General features: G+C 53.5%; 17 protein-coding genes. 7 read left to right on the forward strand and 10 right to left on the reverse strand.

Annotated elements, in window-relative coordinates:
- Positions 1-527: 527 nt before the first annotated feature.
- From F6R98_RS19265 to F6R98_RS19305, 9 genes are all read right to left on the reverse strand, one after another.
- Positions 528-1,244, reverse strand: a complete 717-nt coding sequence (locus F6R98_RS19265; RefSeq protein ID WP_153250454.1) for a methyltransferase — start codon at positions 1,242-1,244, stop codon at positions 528-530.
- An 82-nt stretch (positions 1,245-1,326) separates the two neighbouring features.
- Positions 1,327-1,767, reverse strand: coding sequence for a hypothetical protein (locus F6R98_RS19270; protein ID WP_153250455.1), 441 nt, complete (start codon positions 1,765-1,767; stop codon positions 1,327-1,329).
- A 113-nt stretch (positions 1,768-1,880) separates the two neighbouring features.
- The gene (locus F6R98_RS19275; RefSeq protein ID WP_153250456.1) at positions 1,881-2,180 is read right to left on the reverse strand and encodes a Rieske (2Fe-2S) protein; all 300 of its coding nucleotides are present in this window, start codon (positions 2,178-2,180) and stop codon (positions 1,881-1,883) included.
- A 233-nt stretch (positions 2,181-2,413) separates the two neighbouring features.
- On the reverse strand, positions 2,414-3,100 hold the full coding sequence (locus F6R98_RS19280; RefSeq protein ID WP_194270029.1) for an SDR family NAD(P)-dependent oxidoreductase: 687 nt from the start codon (positions 3,098-3,100) through the stop codon (positions 2,414-2,416).
- Entirely contained in the window at positions 3,097-4,065 is a 969-nt protein-coding gene (locus F6R98_RS19285; RefSeq protein WP_153250458.1) for a ketoacyl-ACP synthase III, read from the reverse strand. Before F6R98_RS19285 ends, F6R98_RS19280 begins: the two co-directional genes overlap by 4 nt.
- A 12-nt stretch (positions 4,066-4,077) precedes the next feature.
- A complete protein-coding gene (locus tag F6R98_RS19290) occupies positions 4,078-5,676 on the reverse strand; it encodes an FAD-dependent monooxygenase (RefSeq protein ID WP_153250459.1) in 1,599 nt (532 codons plus the stop codon).
- Positions 5,673-6,956, reverse strand: a complete 1,284-nt coding sequence (locus tag F6R98_RS19295; RefSeq protein WP_153250460.1) for an NAD-dependent epimerase/dehydratase family protein — start codon at positions 6,954-6,956, stop codon at positions 5,673-5,675. The genes F6R98_RS19290 and F6R98_RS19295 overlap by 4 nt, the downstream gene beginning before the upstream one ends.
- On the reverse strand, positions 6,953-7,405 hold the full coding sequence (locus F6R98_RS19300) for a GtrA family protein (protein ID WP_153250461.1): 453 nt from the start codon (positions 7,403-7,405) through the stop codon (positions 6,953-6,955). The genes F6R98_RS19295 and F6R98_RS19300 overlap by 4 nt, the downstream gene beginning before the upstream one ends.
- 148 nt (positions 7,406-7,553) lie before the next feature.
- A complete protein-coding gene (locus F6R98_RS19305) occupies positions 7,554-8,096 on the reverse strand; it encodes a D-glycero-alpha-D-manno-heptose-1,7-bisphosphate 7-phosphatase (RefSeq protein WP_153250462.1) in 543 nt (180 codons plus the stop codon).
- 408 nt (positions 8,097-8,504) lie between these two features.
- Between F6R98_RS19305 and F6R98_RS19310 the strand changes: the two genes are divergently transcribed.
- From F6R98_RS19310 to F6R98_RS19320, 3 genes are all read left to right on the forward strand, one after another.
- Positions 8,505-10,793, forward strand: coding sequence for a type VI secretion system Vgr family protein (locus F6R98_RS19310; RefSeq protein WP_153250463.1), 2,289 nt, complete (start codon positions 8,505-8,507; stop codon positions 10,791-10,793).
- A gap of 71 nt (positions 10,794-10,864) precedes the next feature.
- Entirely contained in the window at positions 10,865-12,019 is a 1,155-nt protein-coding gene (locus F6R98_RS19315) for a type III PLP-dependent enzyme domain-containing protein (protein WP_153250464.1), read from the forward strand.
- Positions 11,988-12,497: a C40 family peptidase gene (locus F6R98_RS19320; protein WP_153250465.1), complete on the forward strand. Its 510-nt coding sequence runs from the start codon at positions 11,988-11,990 to the stop codon at positions 12,495-12,497. Before F6R98_RS19315 ends, F6R98_RS19320 begins: the two co-directional genes overlap by 32 nt.
- Positions 12,498-12,581: 84 nt before the next feature.
- Here the strand turns inward: F6R98_RS19320 and F6R98_RS19325 are convergent, their stop codons facing one another.
- Positions 12,582-15,038 carry a type VI secretion system Vgr family protein gene (locus F6R98_RS19325; RefSeq protein ID WP_153250466.1) on the reverse strand — a complete coding sequence of 819 codons (2,457 nt, stop codon included), beginning with the start codon at positions 15,036-15,038 and terminating at the stop codon, positions 12,582-12,584.
- A gap of 585 nt (positions 15,039-15,623) precedes the next feature.
- Here F6R98_RS19325 and F6R98_RS19330 point away from each other — a divergent pair.
- From F6R98_RS19330 to F6R98_RS19345, 4 genes are read left to right on the forward strand one after another with little or no spacing between them, the layout of a single operon-like run.
- Positions 15,624-15,848 carry an MbtH family protein gene (locus F6R98_RS19330; RefSeq protein WP_153250467.1) on the forward strand — a complete coding sequence of 75 codons (225 nt, stop codon included), beginning with the start codon at positions 15,624-15,626 and terminating at the stop codon, positions 15,846-15,848.
- A 54-nt stretch (positions 15,849-15,902) separates the two neighbouring features.
- The gene (locus tag F6R98_RS19335) at positions 15,903-16,670 is read left to right on the forward strand and encodes a 4'-phosphopantetheinyl transferase family protein (protein ID WP_153250468.1); all 768 of its coding nucleotides are present in this window, start codon (positions 15,903-15,905) and stop codon (positions 16,668-16,670) included.
- Complete coding sequence (locus F6R98_RS19340; RefSeq protein WP_228124971.1) at positions 16,658-17,614, forward strand: cupin-like domain-containing protein; 957 nt, start codon at positions 16,658-16,660, stop codon at positions 17,612-17,614. The genes F6R98_RS19335 and F6R98_RS19340 overlap by 13 nt, the downstream gene beginning before the upstream one ends.
- Before the next feature lie 46 nt (positions 17,615-17,660).
- Positions 17,661-19,664 (forward strand): serine hydrolase domain-containing protein, encoded by a 2,004-nt coding sequence (locus F6R98_RS19345; protein WP_228124972.1) that lies wholly within the window; start codon positions 17,661-17,663, stop codon positions 19,662-19,664.
- The last annotated feature ends 2 nt before the right edge of the window (positions 19,665-19,666 follow it).

The raw sequence follows: 19,666 nt of genomic DNA on the forward strand, positions 1-19,666 counted from the left end.
CGCGCCAATCGAGACTGTGCGGAGACACAACGAAAGCCTACTCAGGCCCCCATCATCATTTCAGATTAGCATTTTGTACTTCGTCCTGCAACTTTCAAACGAACTGTTGCTGTACTCACCTGTTTCCGTTACGAGATTACGCCGTATTTAACTCAAGGCGCAACCCAGGCGACGCTCATCTACCGACAAGCCCAATTCTACTGTGGATACAGGATTCCTGAAGTTGAGATCAACCCAGAGCGGCTCGCCCTTTTTCAGCACTAAGGGTTACTATTCGTGTTTGGCGCTTTGGCCGGGACCAGGGGAAGTCGGAATGTCTTTATCATGAAGCCGCCCTGCAAAAATCCCTGTGTCCTTTTAAGAAAGGAGGTGTTTATTCGCAATCAGTTTGAGACCCCACAACCGGCATCACAGTAGGAAAACACTGATTTAATCGGTTTTTAGCACAAATTTGCATGGGAACCCATTGATGCTATGCGCTCGCTATCGGCCAAATTTGAATTTATCAGTGGTCACCGAAGCAAAAATTAATACGGATTCATAGCCAGATATGTCTCGGTGTAACACACTACCATCCCAAAGCGTTCCTCCAGACTGATTGCCCCCTCGGCACCCAGCTTTCGCAGCAGGGGCAAGTGCGCTTTTAGCTCCGCAGGCAAAGGCCATTCCCGGCGCCCTACTTTTTCAACGGTGAAGAAGGTTTCCCTGGCGACTTGTAAAATCCTGTCTACGCTGGACAGCGACAACACTGGAAAAAAGAAACGCCCTCCCTCTTTAAGGTATTGCGGCGCACTACGTATAATCTCGGCAACAAGATCAACACCATCCTCCCCGGTTTCGCAAGGAACGCCTTGGAACCAGGGAGAAACATCAGCGACGCTCTGTGAAATACCGGAAATATCATCGACAATAACCTCGAACTTCATTCCCACCCAGGGCTCGAACAACGTACCGCAACGCACCTCGGCCGGACAGGCATAACGTTCGAAATTATCGCGGCTGCATTTTACCGCCGCTTCACTCAAATCCGACGCGGAGACTTTCGTCTTTATCAAGCCCTGCTGGTACAGCGCAACTCCGACGACTCCGGTCCCGCACCCCAGATCCAGCAGGTCAACCGGCTCGCCCACAGTACTGCCGACCGCCTGTATCAACAGACTGGTAGTCATGTTCGGTGTAAATACGCCCGGAGCGGACGCCAACGTTATTTCCTTACCGGGACCAAGTGCAAATTTAATTTCCATTTTCCAGAGCTTAGCGGGTTTTCGCGGGTACTTTATTCACAGCGGATTGTTTTTACGCACAATCCACTCTTTTACGATCACGTTAATTATTCAAAATCGAATCTTTTGTTCTTGGAATTGGCAGCTTTAATTGCTTGTTCGCATCGCCAACCCTATCGGACTTGCCGTAAAAGTCGATAAAATTCGAGTCTATCGCAAGTTGCCTGCGAATCTTTAATGGCAAATCCTCATCCCAGTTTACATCATTCCACCTTGTGATCACCTTGCAAATGAGATTCTTGAACGGATAGAAAATTCCCGGCACATCGAGAGAATAGTTATTAACCAACTCGGTCGTTCTCGGGTCTATTTCGTTATATATCATTTCAAGCCTGGAAATAACGCCGAATGGTAAAGCGTCAATCACCAGCACATTATCGTTTTTAATCGACGTCATCGTATGCAGGCAATTAACGTATATAGGCAGAAAAGGCAGTTTTACCGTTGTTCTGATAAACGCAACCTTCGAGTCCTCATACATCATCTTCGCGTTACCGAATTGCCTATGAACGTAATATAGATGCTCGTGATCCCAGGTATTCCACAGACACACGACTTTGCTTACGTTAACAACCCTTGTAATCGTAAAGTTAATAATCATTCGGATATCTCCAGCGTATTATCTGAAATCAGCTTTACCTTGTATTTTTTAGCCTTGACATCAATCCTGCGGTTAATACAATGATGCTCCGTCAAGTGAAAATCCCAGTCATGCCAATAGCAATTTAATTTCCCATCAGCCAAAACCAGCGGCCCGCCGAAATGAGGACAGAATGTGCTTATGGCAAAATATTCATTTTCGTGTTTATAAACAAGTAATTCATCTACAAAAACATCAGAGAAAAATTTATGCTGATCCTGTTTCAGGACGCTCAAGTCCACGCGCTCAATTTTCAATTCTGATCTCCACTACTATTTCGCATAAACAAATAAAGCCAACCATTAGCCGCTTCACGATTAAGTACGCATCCACTGCCGATCGGGAATATTCTTCCAGGGTATAGAATCGAGGTGGCGGTGAGGTCGCCGGACCGCAGCGGCAAGCGCCTGCATAACGGCCACTATCAGGACTTCCTGTTCACGATTGATGTTAGTTTGCAAACAACGGGGAACGGCGCGAAGCGCCTTGATCACACTCCGCCGTCGATATTGATTGCACTACAATTTACGAATGGTGATTTTATCAGGAATTCTACAGCATTTGTAATGTTTATCGGATCGCCCAACTTACCGGATGGTATTGAATCTATAAGCTTTTTCTGAATTTTCTCGCTTAACGCCCGATACATTCCCGTATCAAAATAGCCGTTGACAAGGATATTGGAAGTGATGCCGAAGCGGGCATATTCGACGCCAAGCACTCTCGACATGCCCAGCAAGGCTGTTTTGGAAGTCGAGTAAGCGAGCGTTCCGGGGGCAACGTTCATGCCGGCTGCGGATGAAAAGTGTATTATCCTCCCCCACTTTTCCTTGATCATCGGCATCAGCAGCGCGCGGGTCAGAAGAAAGTTGCCGCGGAGATTTACCTCCATGACCTGATCCCAATCCCCGGTTTTGAATTGAACCGCAAGCTTTTCCTGGCGCGCCAGCGCAGCGCCATGAATAAGCGTGATATTCGTGAGCCGGGTTTCCATCGATTTGACGAATGCATTGACATCCTCCTCCGATGTCAAATCCAGCCGATAGGGAATGACGTTGGGTAACCCGTCGATCACGGGGGCGTTGTTATTGTAGATTGCAACGATGCTGTCCAGCGCTGCCAACGAAGGCAGAATGGCGCTGCCGACGCCTCCCGATGCTCCAGTTAAAACAATCATGCTGCGCACCATTTTATCAATGTCGCGCCCCAGGATAGACCCACGCCGAAGCCAACCAGCATAACGGTGTCTCCTTCCTTCAATCGTTTCTGCATTTCCGCGTCTTTGAGCGCAATCGGTATGGACGCCGATACGGTGTTGCCGATGCTCTCAAGGTTTGTATAGACCTTGCTCTCATCCAGGGACATCGTTCTGACAAGATTTTCTATTACCAGCCTGCTGGCCTGATGGAATACAAATAAATCGATGTCTTCGAAGGTGAGTCCCGCGCGGTCGAGAAGTTTGTTGATGCACGGAGGAACTACGCGCATCGTAAAAAGAAACACTTCGCTGCCACGCATTTCCAGCGCCCCGCGTGCAAGCCCCACATCCCTGGCGCCGCTGTTTTTTACGATAAGCCGGTCGTAGCCGGCGCCATCCGTTCCGAAATCAAAAGGGCCGACGCAATCTGCCGCCGCCGCTTCCACCAGTACGGCGGCGGCTCCGTCACTGAACAGCGGGCGGCAGGTACGATCGGTTTTTGCTATGTATTTCGAATACGTATCCGCACAAAGTATCAAGCTCTTATGGGCGGCGCCGGACTCAATCAATCCCCCGGCAATACTCAGCGCATAAACGAAGCCGGAGCAGCCCAGATTCACATCGAACGCCATGCAATTCTGCGACAGCCCGAGCCGATTCTGCAAGATGCAGGCGCTGGGAGGCAGGACGTAATCCGGCGACTGGGTAACCAGTATCAGCAGATCGATTTCTTCGCGCTGTGGATTAGTCGAAAACAACTTATTAGCGGCCTCGTACGCCAGATCGACGGCAGTTTCACCTTCGGATGCGATACGCCGCTTATGTATCCCCGTTTTTGCGATGATTTTCGGCATATCCCAATCGGGATTGTCGCTTTTAAGCTCTTCCTCGCCCTCTACCCGATCCGGAAGGTGATATGAAATACGGCTGATTTTTACTTTCATTGCTGACAAGGACTACGAGTTGGAGCTTTTGAATCGGTCCGCTATTTCCCGGGCAATCCGGTCAGCGTTGGCCATAATCATAAAGGTATGCGGCTTACCCGGCAGTGCCGGTATACAGGCTCCATCTATTACATGCACGTCATCAAGCGACTTGACCTCCCCTAGCGCGGTGGACTCGCCGCGTGAAGGAGCGGATTTCATCGGTACTGTTCCGGCGTAATGAATATCGCCGCCTACGCTTCCGATGGTGAAGCTTTTTGGTATAAGCAAGGCGCCCAGTTTCGAATAGGATTTGCGCAGCTTCGTTTCCGCTTCATTCATAACAGCGGTTGCGCCATCGCAATACTGACCGGATATATGAAGACTATCATCCTTCCGCAGACAAGCGCTGGCTCTGGTCAGGTTGCCAGGCAAAAACAGGCCGCCTATTATGCATGAGCTTAACAGGTTACGAAATAATTCAATGCCGTTTCGGCGCTTCAACGGCGCTCTCCGTAAAAACTCGGACATTCCGATGCCTGTCGTAGCCAGGTTGGCTCCGTAAGCGGTGATCCCGCCGGTCAGCGCCAACGTAAACGCCAATTGGCCGATACCTATGGCAGGCATACGCCGTATGCCCAGAAAACGGGGTACCCACAGCATGAACGCCGCCGTGGGGCAGGAAAGCAACGGCACATCTTCCTCGTATTTTCCGAGCGCCTGCAACGCTAATCGGGTCGTAGCCAGTGTGCCTGCGGCCAACAATATCTTTTTTGCGCTGATCGTTCTGTACGCCTGTTCGGAAGCCGACTTCCCTTGTATTACGCGCAAGCCATACTGATTTGAAACGCTATCCACCAGAAAGCCTGATTGCAGCGTGAAATTATCATATTTGAGTAGCGCGCTCAGTTCATCGGCCGCTGAATACAAGGCGCGCCGACGGCAACCCCACATACAGTTGCCTGAAAGGTTGCACGCCTGGCGGTCATCGCGATCGTTGCTTATCACTGCGATACGCGCGCGGCCGGTTTTAAAGCCCAGCGAGGCAAGTTTGCGTCTTGAAGCGGTGTATCGGTTCAGGAGATAGGAGTGGAGCCGGTCCATCTCTATCGGCGGCTGCGTCCACTCATCAAGACCGAAAAAGTCGGAAAGATCGTCGGCGACTCCGCCGCTGATGCCCATGCGCAGGGCTACGCCGGCGCAGGAGGCTTTCAGTTCCGACGCCGGAAACGGGAACGATTCGAGCTCTTCCCCTGAAAAGCGCGCTACGCCGCATCCCCACGCGTTCGAAAGCCCGCCGGATGCCAACGAGCCTATGGTAACAAAATCTTCGCCAACGATTTTGTTTTCGCGTTCGAATTGCTCGAATACATAAGCGAGCGACGGGACGCGAAGCTTGGGAGAAACGGTGTCATACATTTTCAGCGCATGAAAATCCTTGCCCAGCATCCATTGCCATTGATCGTCGTCATTGGCGCGTACAGAAAGAAAATCCCTTTCCGGGGGCAAAACATCGGGCTTCCTGCCGCCATCGACCATCAGCACACGAATACCGGCCTCGACCAACGGAAACGCCGCCGACACCCCGGCAGGGCCGCTGCCTACAATGATGATATCGAAATCGGGCGTCATGACCGCCCTTCCTGTGAGCGGAGCAATGCAATGCGGATAACTGGCGATAATAAAATGCCCACGATTCGCCAGCTTATTTCCGATGCCACAGCGCGTACCATTCCCAACAGGCTAAGCAGGAAACCATGGCGGTATCCCAACCCCAGAAAACGCTGCGCGCCCTGCGTAGTTGCTTCAGCCAGAATAGTGGCTGCGTCAAGCCGCCACCGGAACTCATTAGCACCAGCCGTTCCAAGGTCATTTCCATCGATAAGCGCCAGCAGCATCGGCCATTGCACGATGAAATCAGGCAAGGCAAGCGCTTTACCGTCGCGCAATTCATTTATGACGCGAACGTAGCGGCGCAGCAAAACGCTGCCGGACGGGGCCGCCAACACGTAGGCAAGCAGAGATCGCCCCTCCAGCAATAAACGTCTGCCCGCATCATGACCCGACCGGTGCATTCCTGAGCGTAATGGACGCAAGGTAAGGCCAAGCAGTTCGAGATCGGCAGCCGTCGACATGACGGGCAAGTCGAACAGCGAGCGCAAACGCTCCAACCCTAACCGGCTACGCAATGATTCCCCGGCAATGGCAGCAAACGCGTTGACAACGATGACCGGCACCGGTACAAACCATCGCCGGCAACGGAGCCGGGTTCGGGCAATCTCGCCAAGAAACCCTGAAAAGGAAACCGGCCGGGGGGCGGCGAGATGAAACACGCCGGACTGTAAATCGTTGCGCTCGGCAATACGTAACAGCCCGTCGCATAAATCATCTACATGTATCGGCTGCACCCTGGGAGCGGGCACGAACGCGGGAAGCACCGGCAATCGCCTGACGGATTCCACCAGCGTTCCGTACAGTCCGCGCTCGGACCCGCCATACACCTGTCCCGGACGCACCACCCTGCCTTCAGTAGACAACACCCGTTGCTCTATGCGCCATTTGCTGCGTCCGTAAGCGGTCGGGGCATCAGGCCTGGCAGTCTGACTGGAAACGAAAACAAGCCTTGCATTTACCTTACGAGCAGCAGTAATAAGCTGCTCCATGGCATTCAGGTCCTGCACGCTGTCATTCTCGCTTTCAGGCGCTTTGCCGGTCGCAAGATGCAATACGGCATCCGTATCCAGTGGGAGGTCCGGCGGCCGATCCGCAGCCAGCTCATAGGGAATCCAGTCGCAACGGGCCGACTCAGGTCTTTGTCTGCTGTAAGCAATAATCTCATATCCGGAGGCCAGCGCACGTTTGATAAAACGCTCGCCGATGTATCCATTGGCGCCCGTAACCGCTATTTTCATGTGTTGGAACCGGACACCGCGTCATCGGCCAAAGCGGTGGGCGCGCTAAAAATAAAGTATTTGCTTAATGCATATGACAGCGCGACGCACATGATGTCCGACAGAAACTTGGCGATTACGACCGGCTGCGGCAACCAGGCAAGATTCAGCTCCTGGATCGCCGACAGCGGCAACCACATCAGGTTCAACTCCAGTATCGCTGAAGAAACAGGCGCATAGATGGCAAGCAGGCCAAAATATTTTATCGCCTGCCTCTTGGGGCAACCCGAACCGGCAACGCTGAACGTAAAACTCCGGTGAGCCGCGAAAGCAAAACAACCGGCGGCCAGCTTGGAGAAAATATTTGCGACATTGGGTTCTATCGTTGCAAGGCTCAGGATAAGCAGAAATGACCCCATGTCTATGCCATAGCCCAGCACTTGTATCGTCAAATATCTCAGAAAGATCATTATGTCGCTCTTTTTGATTACATCTATGCAATAAAAAAGCACCCGGCGGTTGACCAGCCGCCCGCCGTCGCTTTCTCCATCACTTGAATTGGTTATGCCGCCGTGAATAAGCTCTGGTGAAGATGAACCGGTACATTACCCTGGGCGTTCAAGGCTGGATTTCTCCGACACCGCGACAAATGATTTGCGCCGCCTCGCTTAATGAGCCGACGCGAAAATCAACCTGCTCAGGCTGCTTTTCATCATAGCCGTAATCGATAAAAACGGTTTTGCAACCCGCCCGCTGCCCTGCCTCGATATCCCTCCAGCGATCGCCGACCATGTAACTCGACGCAAGGTCAATTTCATTCAGCCTTGCGGCATCCAGCAATGCGCCCGGCAACGGCTTGCGGCAGTTACAGCCATCCGGGCTATCATGGTAACAGGTACGGAATTCGTCGATTGGCAGGCTATCAGCCAAATAGCCGTTAATCTGCTCGACAACAGCGCGCGGCGTCCTGCCCCGCGCCACATCGGGCTGATTGGTAACCACGATCAGCAGAAAGCCTGCGGCTTTCAGGTCGCGCAAGGCCTCAGCGACTCCCGGCAATAACTCCATTTCCTCCAGATGCGCAGGTGGGTAGGGCTTGCCGTCTCGTACTACTGCACGATTGATCACGCCATCCCGATCAAGAAAAACAGCTCGTTGCATTATTAACTGCAGACTCCCATTTGGCGAAGCCTTTGTATAGTATCTTATTTTCCCCCCGGACGCAATTCACCGGCGTCAAACCTAAAGCACCCCGTTCATTATATAGACGCTCCGTCAAAGCATACGGCAATCTCTATGTTCCTGCCGGGTGCACCCGCGATTACGCAGTCAGAATCGGCTACGCGACAAGACTGCTTGATAGACCGCCACCCGTCAGCGTTTCCCGGCTGACTTACCCGCAAAGCCGCTACAACTAGCCGGATGGTTATTGCCCGTTTACGCCTGAAAGCAACGCTGATGACCCAAACGGTTGATTCGGTTTTCTATGCAGCCGTAGAATGACGAAAAGGATATGAGTTACGGCAGTATGGGGCATAATCTGTCAAATCTATAAACGAGGGGGTCGCTATGTCCGATATCAGTCACACGCACGGCTCCAACCGCCGATTTTCATTCCACTGCAGTGAGCTGGATCCCGCTACCTCGCTGGAAGTCGCTCGCTTTGAAGGCGAAGAGTCGCTGGCCGGACTCTACCGGTTCGAACTGTTGCTGGTTTCATCAAATACCGATATAGACGAACGCATGTTGATAGGCGCACAGGCGACCTTCCGTATGAACGACGGCGTGGCGGGCGGAAAGGATACCTGCTATACGGGCATTGTTGAAAATTTCGAGTATATGCAACAAATCGCCGGCCGGGCTTACTATAAAGCCGCACTGACGCCCAGGCTGTGGCGATTGGGGCAGTTTTATCTGACCGAAGTCTATCTGGATAAGACGCCGCTGGAAATTATTGACCTGGTCCTGCAGGGAGCCGGCTTAAACCATAACGAATATGACCTGCGGCTCGCGAATAAGGACAAGTTTCCGAAACGCAAATTTATTTTTCAATTCCAGGAAACCTATCTCGATTTTTTATCGCGGTACTGCGAGCGTCTCGGCATCTATTGGTGGTTCGAGTATCAGCAGAACAAAGAAACCCTGATTTTCGGCAACCATACTCGTTCGCATGACAGCCGCGCGCTGCAATTGATTTACCAGGCAGCCGGAGAACTGGATGCGGTAACAACCGATACCCGCCGGGTACAACGCCTTAACCTGAAACTGCAATCGCTGCCTCAACGCATTACGGTGATGGACCACTACTACAAAAGGGCTACGCAACAAATCAAGGGTACGGCGGTAGTCGATCCGTTCGGCACCGGCGAAGTCACCTACTATGGCCTGCACATCAATACCAATGAGGCGGCGCAGTCATTGGCAAAAATCAGGGCCGAAGGGTTGATCTGCCGCAGCCGCGTGTTTAGCGGGGAATCGACCGCGACCGGCCTGCGCTGCGGCGGTTTCATCGAGTTGTCAGGTCATTACCGCTCCAGCTTTAATCGGCAATACCTGCTTACCAAAGTCAGCCATAAGGGTGCGCAGTCGGGGCTGCTGCTCGACGGCCTGACTGTACCGGCCGAAACGGCGAGGCCGGAGCAGGACTTTTATAAGGCGTCCTTTTCCGCCATCCCCGCCGATGTACAGTTCCGCCCGGAAATCATCCATCCCTGGCCCAGTATCGAGGGCAGTCTCACCGCTTACATTGATGCGGAAGGTTCGGGCCAGTATGCCGAGTTGAACGAGCATGGCGAATACAAGGTACAACTGCCTTACGACATCACCGAAAAGAGCGATGCCAAAGCCTCGGCCTGGATACGCATGGCCACGCCTTATGCCGGCGATGGCTACGGCATGCATTTTCCATTGCATAAAGGCACCGAAGTTCTGCTTTCATTCCATAACGGCAATCCCGACGAACCGGTGATATTGGGAGCCGTTTATAACTCGATAACGGCGAACGTCGTAACCAATGAAAATCAGACCGAGTCGGTGATACATACGGCAGGGCACAACAGCATCGCGTTACGGGATCTGGAGGGAAAACAGGGCATCCACCTGTTTTCGCCTACGGCCAACACGAAAGTCAGCTTCGGCGCACCGCCGGCGGTCGCTCAAAGCGTGGGGGCAAATGCGTCCGGCTCCTGGACCGATGGGAATAACAGCGGTACTTATACTGATAATGACGGCAACCTCACCATCACAACCACCCCGCCGAAAACTCATACCGGGCCCTGCGGAGTCAGCTATGTGACCGAAGGGAGCTATAGCGTAGAGGCCGAAAATTATCTTTCGAATATACATGGTTCTTCCACTTCAAATATCGCCGGCGCGTACACGTTTACCGTTGAAGGATTATCTACATCTGCGTATGTGGGCGCATACAGCACCTGGTACGGCGGACTGTACAGCGAACTATACCTGGGAGCGAAGCTCAGCACCCAGATAGGGCTGGTCACCAACTTCGGTGTCAGTGCGGTTATGAATATCTGTTCGTCGTTTACCATCAATCAAACCAACGAGCTGAATCACAGCCTGATTTCGTTGAGCGACGAAGAAATGAAAGTGCTGAAAACCGGCGTCCAGGTAATGGAAAACCAGGTTGCCGAAGTAAAAACAGCGGAAATGGAACTGAAAGCCATCAATACGGATATAAAAACAATAAAGACCGCTTTAAAGGATACCGATTTGAGCCTGGAATCAGGCTACGTCCAACTCAAAACGCTGAAAATTCTGCAGGAGGAAGCCGAAGCAAAACTCGAATCGGCAAATGTAGCCGTATCCTCTGCAACGAAAATATTCATTCCGCCGGCATAAAAAATTAAAGAACGCCAGTTTCTTTTACATTCCGGATGTGCCCTGCCCACTGAATGTGTAACATATAAGGCATGCACATTTTCGATACCAGCGCTGTTACCACTCCCGCTTTTGTATTCAATCAAAGCCGCCTGCTGGCGATGGGGCGGCTGCTGGCGCAGTTGCGCGCGAGCAGCGGCTGCAAGGCGCTGTATTCGATCAAAGCTCTGCCGTTGCTGCCGGTGCTCGAATTGCTGGCACCGTATCTGGACGGTTTTTCGGTCAGCTCGCTGTTCGAGGCGCGTCTGGCGGCGCTGACCGGCGCTGCCTCGCTGCATATCACTACACCGGGTTTGCGCCGCGAGGAAATGGCCGAACTTGGCGGCCTGTGCGATCACATCAATTTCAATTCGCTGGAACAGTTCCAGCATCTGGCCGGCCTGGCCGGGCCTGATACGTCGCTGGGCCTGCGCATCAACCCCGGCCTGTCTTTTCTCGACGACGATCGCTATAACCCGTGCCGCAGCCATTCGCGCCTGGGCGTACCGATGGCGCAGTTTCCGGAGGCCTGGCGCCAGACAGATGTCAGGGCAAAACTCAGCGGCCTGCATTTCCATACGCTGTTTTCGTCTGCCAGTTTCGCGCCGCTGGCCGCTACCGTCGAACATATCGGACGGACGCTCGGAGATGCGGTATTGACGTCGCTGGACTGGATCAATCTGGGAGGCGGCTATCTGTTCGATAGCGTTGAGCAAATGGACGAGCTCGGCTGCATCGTGCGCAATATTCGAACGCGCTGGGGACTGGAGGTGTTCTTCGAGCCCGGAAAAGCAGTAGCCGGCGTAGCCGGCTACTGGGTCGGCAGTATCCTGGATATGTTCGTGCGCGACGGAAAAACCATCGCGGTGCTGGATACCACGGTGAACCACCACCCGGAGATATTCGAATATCAAAAGCGGCCGGAACCGGCCTGGCAGGAACCCGATAACGGCTTTCCGGTATTGCTGACCGGCTGTAGTTGTCTTGCCGGCGATATCCTCGGCGAATTTCGTTTCGCGTCCCGGCCATGCCTGGGGCAACGTGTTGTTTTTCGCAACGCAGGCGCGTACAGTTTAATCAAAGCCAACCGTTTCAACGGCTACAATCTGCCGTCTGTCTACCTATGGGACGGCGCGGAGGACATCAGGCAACTCAAATCCTATGCTTGGGAGGATTATGCGCGGCAATGGCAGGCTGATCCATGTTGACGGGTTATTTCGCAAGCTGGCCGTATTATCGACGCTGCTGATAATGGCCGGTTGCGCCTCAACGCCAAGGCAGCCGGCGCGCGTACCTGTTTTTCCCTCGTCTGCGCCGCCGGTTGTCCATTCCGCGTTGGCTCTCAAGGGCGTACCCTATCGTTCCGGCGGCGACAGCCCCGACGAGGGTTTCGATTGCAGCGGCTTTGTGCAATATGTTTTTTCGCGTCATGGTTTCAGATTGCCTCGCCGCAGCGAAGATATGGCGATGATGCTGCCCGCCGTCGCTGTGCAGGAACGCCGCCCCGGCGATTTGCTGTTTTTCAATACATCCAGCCGGCCTCACACCCACGTCGGCATTTATCTGGGCGGCGATGCCTTTATCCATTCGCCAAGCAGTCGCAGCGGCGCGGTGATGATCTCCAGCCTGTACCAGGATTATTGGTCGCAGCGCCTGGATGGGGTAAGGCGTCCTGGAAGACGATAAACCGAGGTAACAGTGCAATTATAAAAATATAAAGGAGCTGTCACGTCCGCTACCAGTCAAGCGGCGGATTGCGAACCGGCACACTTAGCCAATAGTTATAAGGCCGTTATTTTGATTAACAGAGAAATTGCTGGTTTTAGCAGTGCCTGTTTTAACTGATACGACTTGAGATTGCACTGAAGTAACAGAGTCTTCAATATTGGTTACTTTATTTGCCAGCGACACAAGCAATTGCTGCGTAAGCATCGCCTTGCTTGATATTTCATTCACCTTGCTTGACACTTCGTTTAGTGAATCTTTGATCAAATTACCGACAGTAATAATCTGGACAGCATTTAAATCTGTGGCTACAGCCGCGCTTTTGGTAGAAGATCCCGCCACTTCCACTTTAGCTCCAACACATTCTACCTCAGAGTCACTCGTTTTAAGCTCCACTCCTACTGCCGAGTAATTGAATCCGATAGCGGTAAAACTTCCCAAGGTGGCGGTGATATTATCGATAACTACTTGTGTATTTATATTAATAAATTCGGAGAACAAACCTGTAATCACTTCCGCATTAAAATCACCCAGTAAGTATTCGTATGAATTTCCTTGCACTTTTTCAGTATAGCTCCCGTTGACTTCTTCAATGTAATCCCCCCGCACGTATTCCCCACTGCTTCCAGCAATAGCCTCGTAGGAATCGCCACCGATTTCCACAGCGGCGTCATTGTCCGATTGAATGTGCCAGGTAATTTTTGGTGGCAGCGGTGGAAGCGACGCCATCCAAATCTGCCTGGGTGTCGGATGGTTTGTAGTTTGCTGCTGCGGTTGCCGCCCCGAAAAGCTCGTCGGAACTTCTCCGCCCTGCCACATCTGCGGCAGCCCCAGCCATGACGCTTTCGGGAACGATGACGCCTGCCATTGTTGTCGCATGCCGGACTCGGCTGTCGAGGCGGAGGAATTCGCCGTTGCCGGATCGAACTCACTCGCTCCCATGCGCAGCGTGGTATTGCCTCCCGGTGTTTTCAGCAGCATATGCTGTTTTCCGGCTTCGTCGTGCAGTGTTATCTCGTTACCGCCGGCGGTGCGGATACGCGACTGCTTCTGATTGGCGTTGGTCACCACGTTGGGATTGATCGAATTCGGCACTGCGCCCATGATCACCGGTTGATCCGGATCGCCGTTGACGAACGACAGCAACACTTCCGTGCCTTTGAGCAGCGGGAAATGCATGCCGTGATCGCTGCCGGCGTACGGTGTCGCCATACGGATCCACGCCGAGCCGCGGCAGATGGCTTTTTGGGTCATGAAAAACGGCACCTGCACCTTGTATTCGCCATACTGGTTCAATTCAGCGTACCGGCCGTCGCCTTCGGCATCAATGAAAGCATTGATCGTGCCTATGACTTTCGGCCAGGGATAGCGTTCTTCCGAACGAAACTGCTGTTCGCTTGAAATGGCGATAAAATCGGCCTGGTAAAAATCGCTGCCGTCCTGTTCCGATGCGATGCCCAATCCATCCAGCAGCATGCCGGCCTGCGAGCCGCGATGCTTCACTTCGGTCAGCAGATAACGACGGTTGAAGCTGTTGCGGGGGTGATCGGCCAACTGCACGAAATGTCCGCAGCGCAGGCCGGTCGCGGTGCTGCCGCCAAAATAGCGCAACGCGCGGCAGCGCAGCGCTTCGGCCTGGGTTTTGGCGCGTTGTTCGATCTCCATCACGGTTTTCAATTTTCTGCCGAAAAAATGCTGCTCACCGGTTCCAGTCTCAATGTTAACTGGCGCAGTGCCTTTGAGTTCCTGGCTGGCGCGGTTCGCGCTGAAATCGCGTATAACCAGCTGTTTAGGCAAGTTCTTTGCGACACGCCGCAGACTCTGGCAGCCGCGCGTTTGCGTAACTTGCGCATCCGGACCGCCCGGCGGCCGATAATGCAGCGTGACCGCTTCGTCTTTATGCGCGGTGCGGATATCGGTAAAAACAGCTCGTTCCTGACCGTCTATCTGCTCGTACCACCAGTAGACGCCAAGCCGCTCAGCCCAGCGGGAAATAAAGGCCAGATAACTTTCGCGATACTGGCAGATATAGTCCAGTTTGGGTGCATTGGCGCCGTCGCTGGATAAACGCATTTCGAAATCGTTACGGGTCATCCCGGCGTTTTCGAGGATGGTGTTGAAAATTTCGGGGCGGCTCTTGTCCAGATAAATTTCGGAAAGCACGAAGGTTTCCAGCTTCCACAGCCTGGGCGCCAAAATCGCGCGGTAAAAAGTCCAGCCGCAGTTCTCGCATTCGTAAGAAAACTCCTGAATCAGGCCCTGATAAACGGCAGCCTGCCCGCCTACGATGCCGTCGTTCAACGAAAATTGCGCAGCTGTGCCGATCAGCGCGCTCTCGTCGATATCTCCATCCTTCGATGCCAGCAGCAGTTCGAAACGATAGAGCGAAGACAAGGCTTCTTCGCCTTCGAAGCGCACCACTTCAAAGGTATTCTTTGCCAGTGGCGCGCAGGAAAAGGTAAAGCGGCGATCTATGCCGCTGAGCTGACTGAACGAGTGCATTATTTCTCCGCAATAGCTGAAGTTAGAGCATAAGCCGCATAAAAAAGATTGGGGTATTGTGCCATATCATTTCAACCGCATATACGGCCCCGCCTGATAGGCCTTCGCCCGAACCGACCAAGGATAGGGCGATTGATGCGGCATGCCGATTTACGCTGCAAAAACCTTTGACCGCTACAATTCGTATCCAAGCCCGGCCATTTTCAACCGCGAACCATTAGCGTGTCGCGAGTGGATATCTCAGGGTCAGAACCTTAAACTCCGGCAGCGCCCTGCTTATTCTGAATCGCCCTGAATTGGCGCCGGACAGCTGCCGATTTACCGGCATAATTCCTGGTAGGTCGGCAGGCTTGCCTTACTACCGACTGCCTCGGTTTTAATTCCAAAAGCTCAAGAGGCTTAGTTACAATTTTTTTCAGCAATTTCGGTCTCCGCATACGGGTCGTCCCTTTCTGATGCGTCTTAGCAGTATATAGCGTAATCCCATATACTTATATCCATGAGTAATATGCCCATATTGAGCGTTGACGCTCGATTATGAAAGCGCAGGTTTTGTATGTTTTACACTTTAATCCGGGGGATGCAATGGCGAGCGACGAAAGCGAAGACACAACGATCTATCACGTAGTGGTCAATCACGAGGAACAATACTCAATCTGGCCGGAATACAAGGAGATCCCCAACGGCTGGCGCACTGTCGGCAAAAGCGGTCTGAAGCAGGAATGTCTCAACTATATCAAAGAGATATGGACGGATATGCGTCCGTTGAGTTTGCGCAAATATATGGAGCAAATGGCGCTGTCCTCGTGAGAGGAGCGTTAATTCTTGCCCCTTTTTCAGCGCTTAATTCCGGGAAAGATACGGATGCACCCGAATGCCGTTCATGTCTGGCACCTGCCGTTTCCCGACTATGGCGCATACGCAGAGATCAACATGCGCCTGTTGTCGGAAGATGAGCGCGAAAAAGCGAACCGCTTCGTTTTCGAACGCGACAGAGCGCACTACGTTACCGCCCGGGCAGCGCTGCGCTGCCTGCTGGGGGGCTATCTGCTAACCGATCCGGCTGAAATTCATTTTTCTTATGGCGTATGCGGTAAACCGGAGCTGGGCGGTGAATTGGCCGGACGGCTGCAATTCAACCTTGCTCATGCCGGCAACTGGGCCATATATGCCGTTTCCGGAGGCAGTGAAATCGGCATCGACACCGAACCGCTCAATAATAATGATGCGTCCTGGCAACAATTGGCCCCGATGGTATTTTCCCGGCACGAGCAAGCCGAACTCGCATCGATACCGTTGCAGGAAAAGCATCTGGCGTTTCTGCGCGGCTGGACCAGGAAGGAAGCTTATGTGAAGGGCTGCGGAGACGGCTTGTCGCTAGCCCTCGACTCCTTCAGCGTACCGCTGGGTTCAATTGAAAGGCAGAAGGCGGTGAGTGCTGCGGATGGCCACTCTCCCCCTGACAATTGGTGGATCTACCCTCTTGACCCGATACCCGCTCATGTCACCGCGCTGGCCGTAAAAAGTCGCACGGCTGCAATCAGCATCCATCGCTGGAACGGACCCGCCGCCGCTTTTCAGAGATCGCTCGACCCTATCCAACTGTATTTGGAGCAAGCATGGAAAACGTAATGGTACTTGATCCGGCGCCTGACATGGAACTGGCCCCGGAAACGTCCTTAACACGAAAAACATATCCATCGATAGAGCGTAGAGCAACGCTTTCCTTCGGCGAATTCGCCGCCGGATACGTCGCCCAGCAACGCCCGGTGGTGGTTACCGGCGCTTTGGCTCGGTGCCCGGCCGTATCTCGCTGGAATTTCGATTATCTGCGCCGGGTTTCGGGCAAGCGCATCGTCACGCTCAAACAGGGCCTGACGGATTCCGGCGTTTCCGGGCTCGGTACCGTCAAATCCACGCTACATGATTATCTGGATCGGCTCGAAGCCTGCGCATCCGGCACAGGCAGCGAAAAACCGCCGTATCTGCATGACGTGCCGCTGCTCAGCGTAATAGCAGACGCCGCCGACGATCTCGACGGTTTTCCAGCAGGCTACTTTCCGGACTGGTATCGCCCCTGCTGGCTGCAATTCGCCCAGTTTTTTCTGGGACCGAGCCGCAGCCTGACGCCGCTGCATTTCGACTGCCTGCTGACTCACAACCTGTTTTTTCAAGTATCGGGACGCAAACGCTTCATCCTGCTGACGCATGACCAGCTGCCGCTGAGCTACCGCTATCGCTGGCGCTGGTGCGCGGTCGATGCCGAAAATCCGGACTTCAGCCGCCACCCGCTATACAGGGATGCGCTGGTGCAGGAATGCACCGTCGCTCCCGGCGACATGCTGTACATGCCGCCGGGCATGCTGCACCACGTCCGCAGCCTCGACAACGCGCTGTCGTTCAATGTCGACTGGCACACCCGCGACAGCGCACTGCGCGGCGTGCTGGCGCTCGCGCAAGGCATGCCGCTCAAAAACGTTTATTACAACGCCGTGATTGCGCTTGCGCTGCATGCCGGCATTTCCGCCGAACGCATACTGCCGTGGTATCGCTCATATCTGAATTATGTTTCCTGAGTAAACTTACGGTGTTGGAAAAACCTGGTCCTGCGTACGCATACATATGAACAAATTTATTATTTTTTTTCTGGCCGCGTCGCTCTGCGCAGCGAACGCGATGGCGGACGCATCCGCTCAAACCGGCGTTGCAAGCGCTTCCACAATACCGGCCCGCTCCGATGCAGATACACAGCGCTCTACGTCCGCCGGAACCACGTTTACGCTCCCGGCAGGCTGGCGCATCGACAGCGACGGCAACAAAATGATAATTGAACCGCCGGAAGACGATATGCATATAGCGTTGGTTGAAGTGCGGGCTAAAGACGCCAATAGCGCCGTAGCAGCCGGATGGAAGGTCTATCGCCAAGAATTTACGCGTCCGCTGTACACAGTAACTCAGCAAACGCTACGCGATGGATGGGACGAGCAATACCGTTATGACTACGAAACCTCGCCCAATGAAAAACTGGGCATTTGGGCTATAGCGTTACGGGCAGGTTCCGCATGGACGGTTGCGCTGATCGAAGGCAGCCAGGCGACGATTGAAAAACGCGCTGGGCCGTTGGGGCTTGCCATGGTCAGCCTGCGGCCGAAGGGTTACCACCGTGAGAGTTTCGCCGGTAAAACGCCGCACAATCTGGATGGGCGACGCGTACGGATTTTGAAGAATTTTGTCGCCGATGGCATGAAACGGCTGGGCGTGCCGGGCGTGGGATTAAGCCTGATAGCAAACGGCAAAATTGTCTATGCCGGCGGTATCGGAACGCGCGAACTGGGCAAACCAGCGCCCGTCAATGCCGACACGCTGTTCATGGCCGCCTCCAATACCAAGGCACTGACGACATTGTTGCTCGGCGAATTGGTCGATGATGGAAAACTGCGTTGGGATGAGCCTGTCATCGAAGCTTACCCATCGTTCAAGCTTGCCGATGAGCAGATTACCAGTCAGATACAGATCAAACATTTGGCTTGTGCATGTACCGGTTTGCCGCGACAGGATCTGGAATGGCTGTTCGATAACGGGCATACCGATCCCGGCGCGATGATGAAATCGCTCAGCACGCTACGCCCTACCAGTAAATTCGGCGAAGTATTTCAATATAGTAATCAGTTGCTTTCGGCAGCCGGCTATATCGGCGCATCGGTTGCATTGCCAGGCAGGGAACTTGGCGCCGCATACGATGAAATCATGCAAAAGCGCGTGTTCGCGCCATTGCAGATGGCGCGAACCACGTTCGATTTTGCGCAGGCTACCCAAGACAATTACGCCCTGCCTCATAGCTTCGATCTGAACGGGAAAGCAGTCGTTGCGCACATGGCAATGAAGGTCGACCGTACAGTTGAGCCTGATCGTCCAGCGGGAGGTATGTGGACCAGCGCCCGCGACTTGAGCCGGTACGTGATGCTGGAACTTGATCGCGGCAAACTGCCAAACGGCAAGCAACTGATTTCTGAAAAAAATCTTGTTATACGGCGCGCCCCCAATGTCACCGTCAGCGAGGGAGTTACTTACGGCATGGGACTGATGGTAAATTCGCGCTGGGGCATGCCGGTGGTCAGTCATGGCGGTTCGTTGATGGGCTATCAGAGCAACATGATCTGGCTGCCGGAACAGGGGATCGGAGCGGTAATTCTAACCAATTCCGATTATGGCAGCGCATTGCTCGATCCGTTCATGCGCCGATTGCTCGAAGTGCTGTTCGACGGCAAACCCTTGGCCGAACAACAATTGCGCATAGCCGCAGAACGACTGGAAACCCAGGTCAGGAAAGCGCGAGCACGGCTGGTCATTCCTCCGGACGCCGCCCAATCAAATCTGCTCGCCACCCGCTACCACAACGAAGCGCTCGGCGAACTCACGGTGACGCGCTCGAACAATAAACTGGTATTCGATGTCGGCGTATGGCATGCATCAATTGCCTCGCGAAAAAACGAAGATGGCAGCATAAGCTTCGTCATGATCGAACCGTCATTGCCAAAACTCGAATTCGTCGCGGACGAGCATAACGGCAAACGCAGTCTGACGTTACGCGATGCGCAGCATGAGTACGTATTTAACGCTCTCTGACA

Source organism: Candidatus Methylospira mobilis (genome assembly GCF_009498235.1).
In the GTDB taxonomy this organism is placed as follows: domain Bacteria; phylum Pseudomonadota; class Gammaproteobacteria; order Methylococcales; family Methylococcaceae; genus Methylospira; species Methylospira mobilis.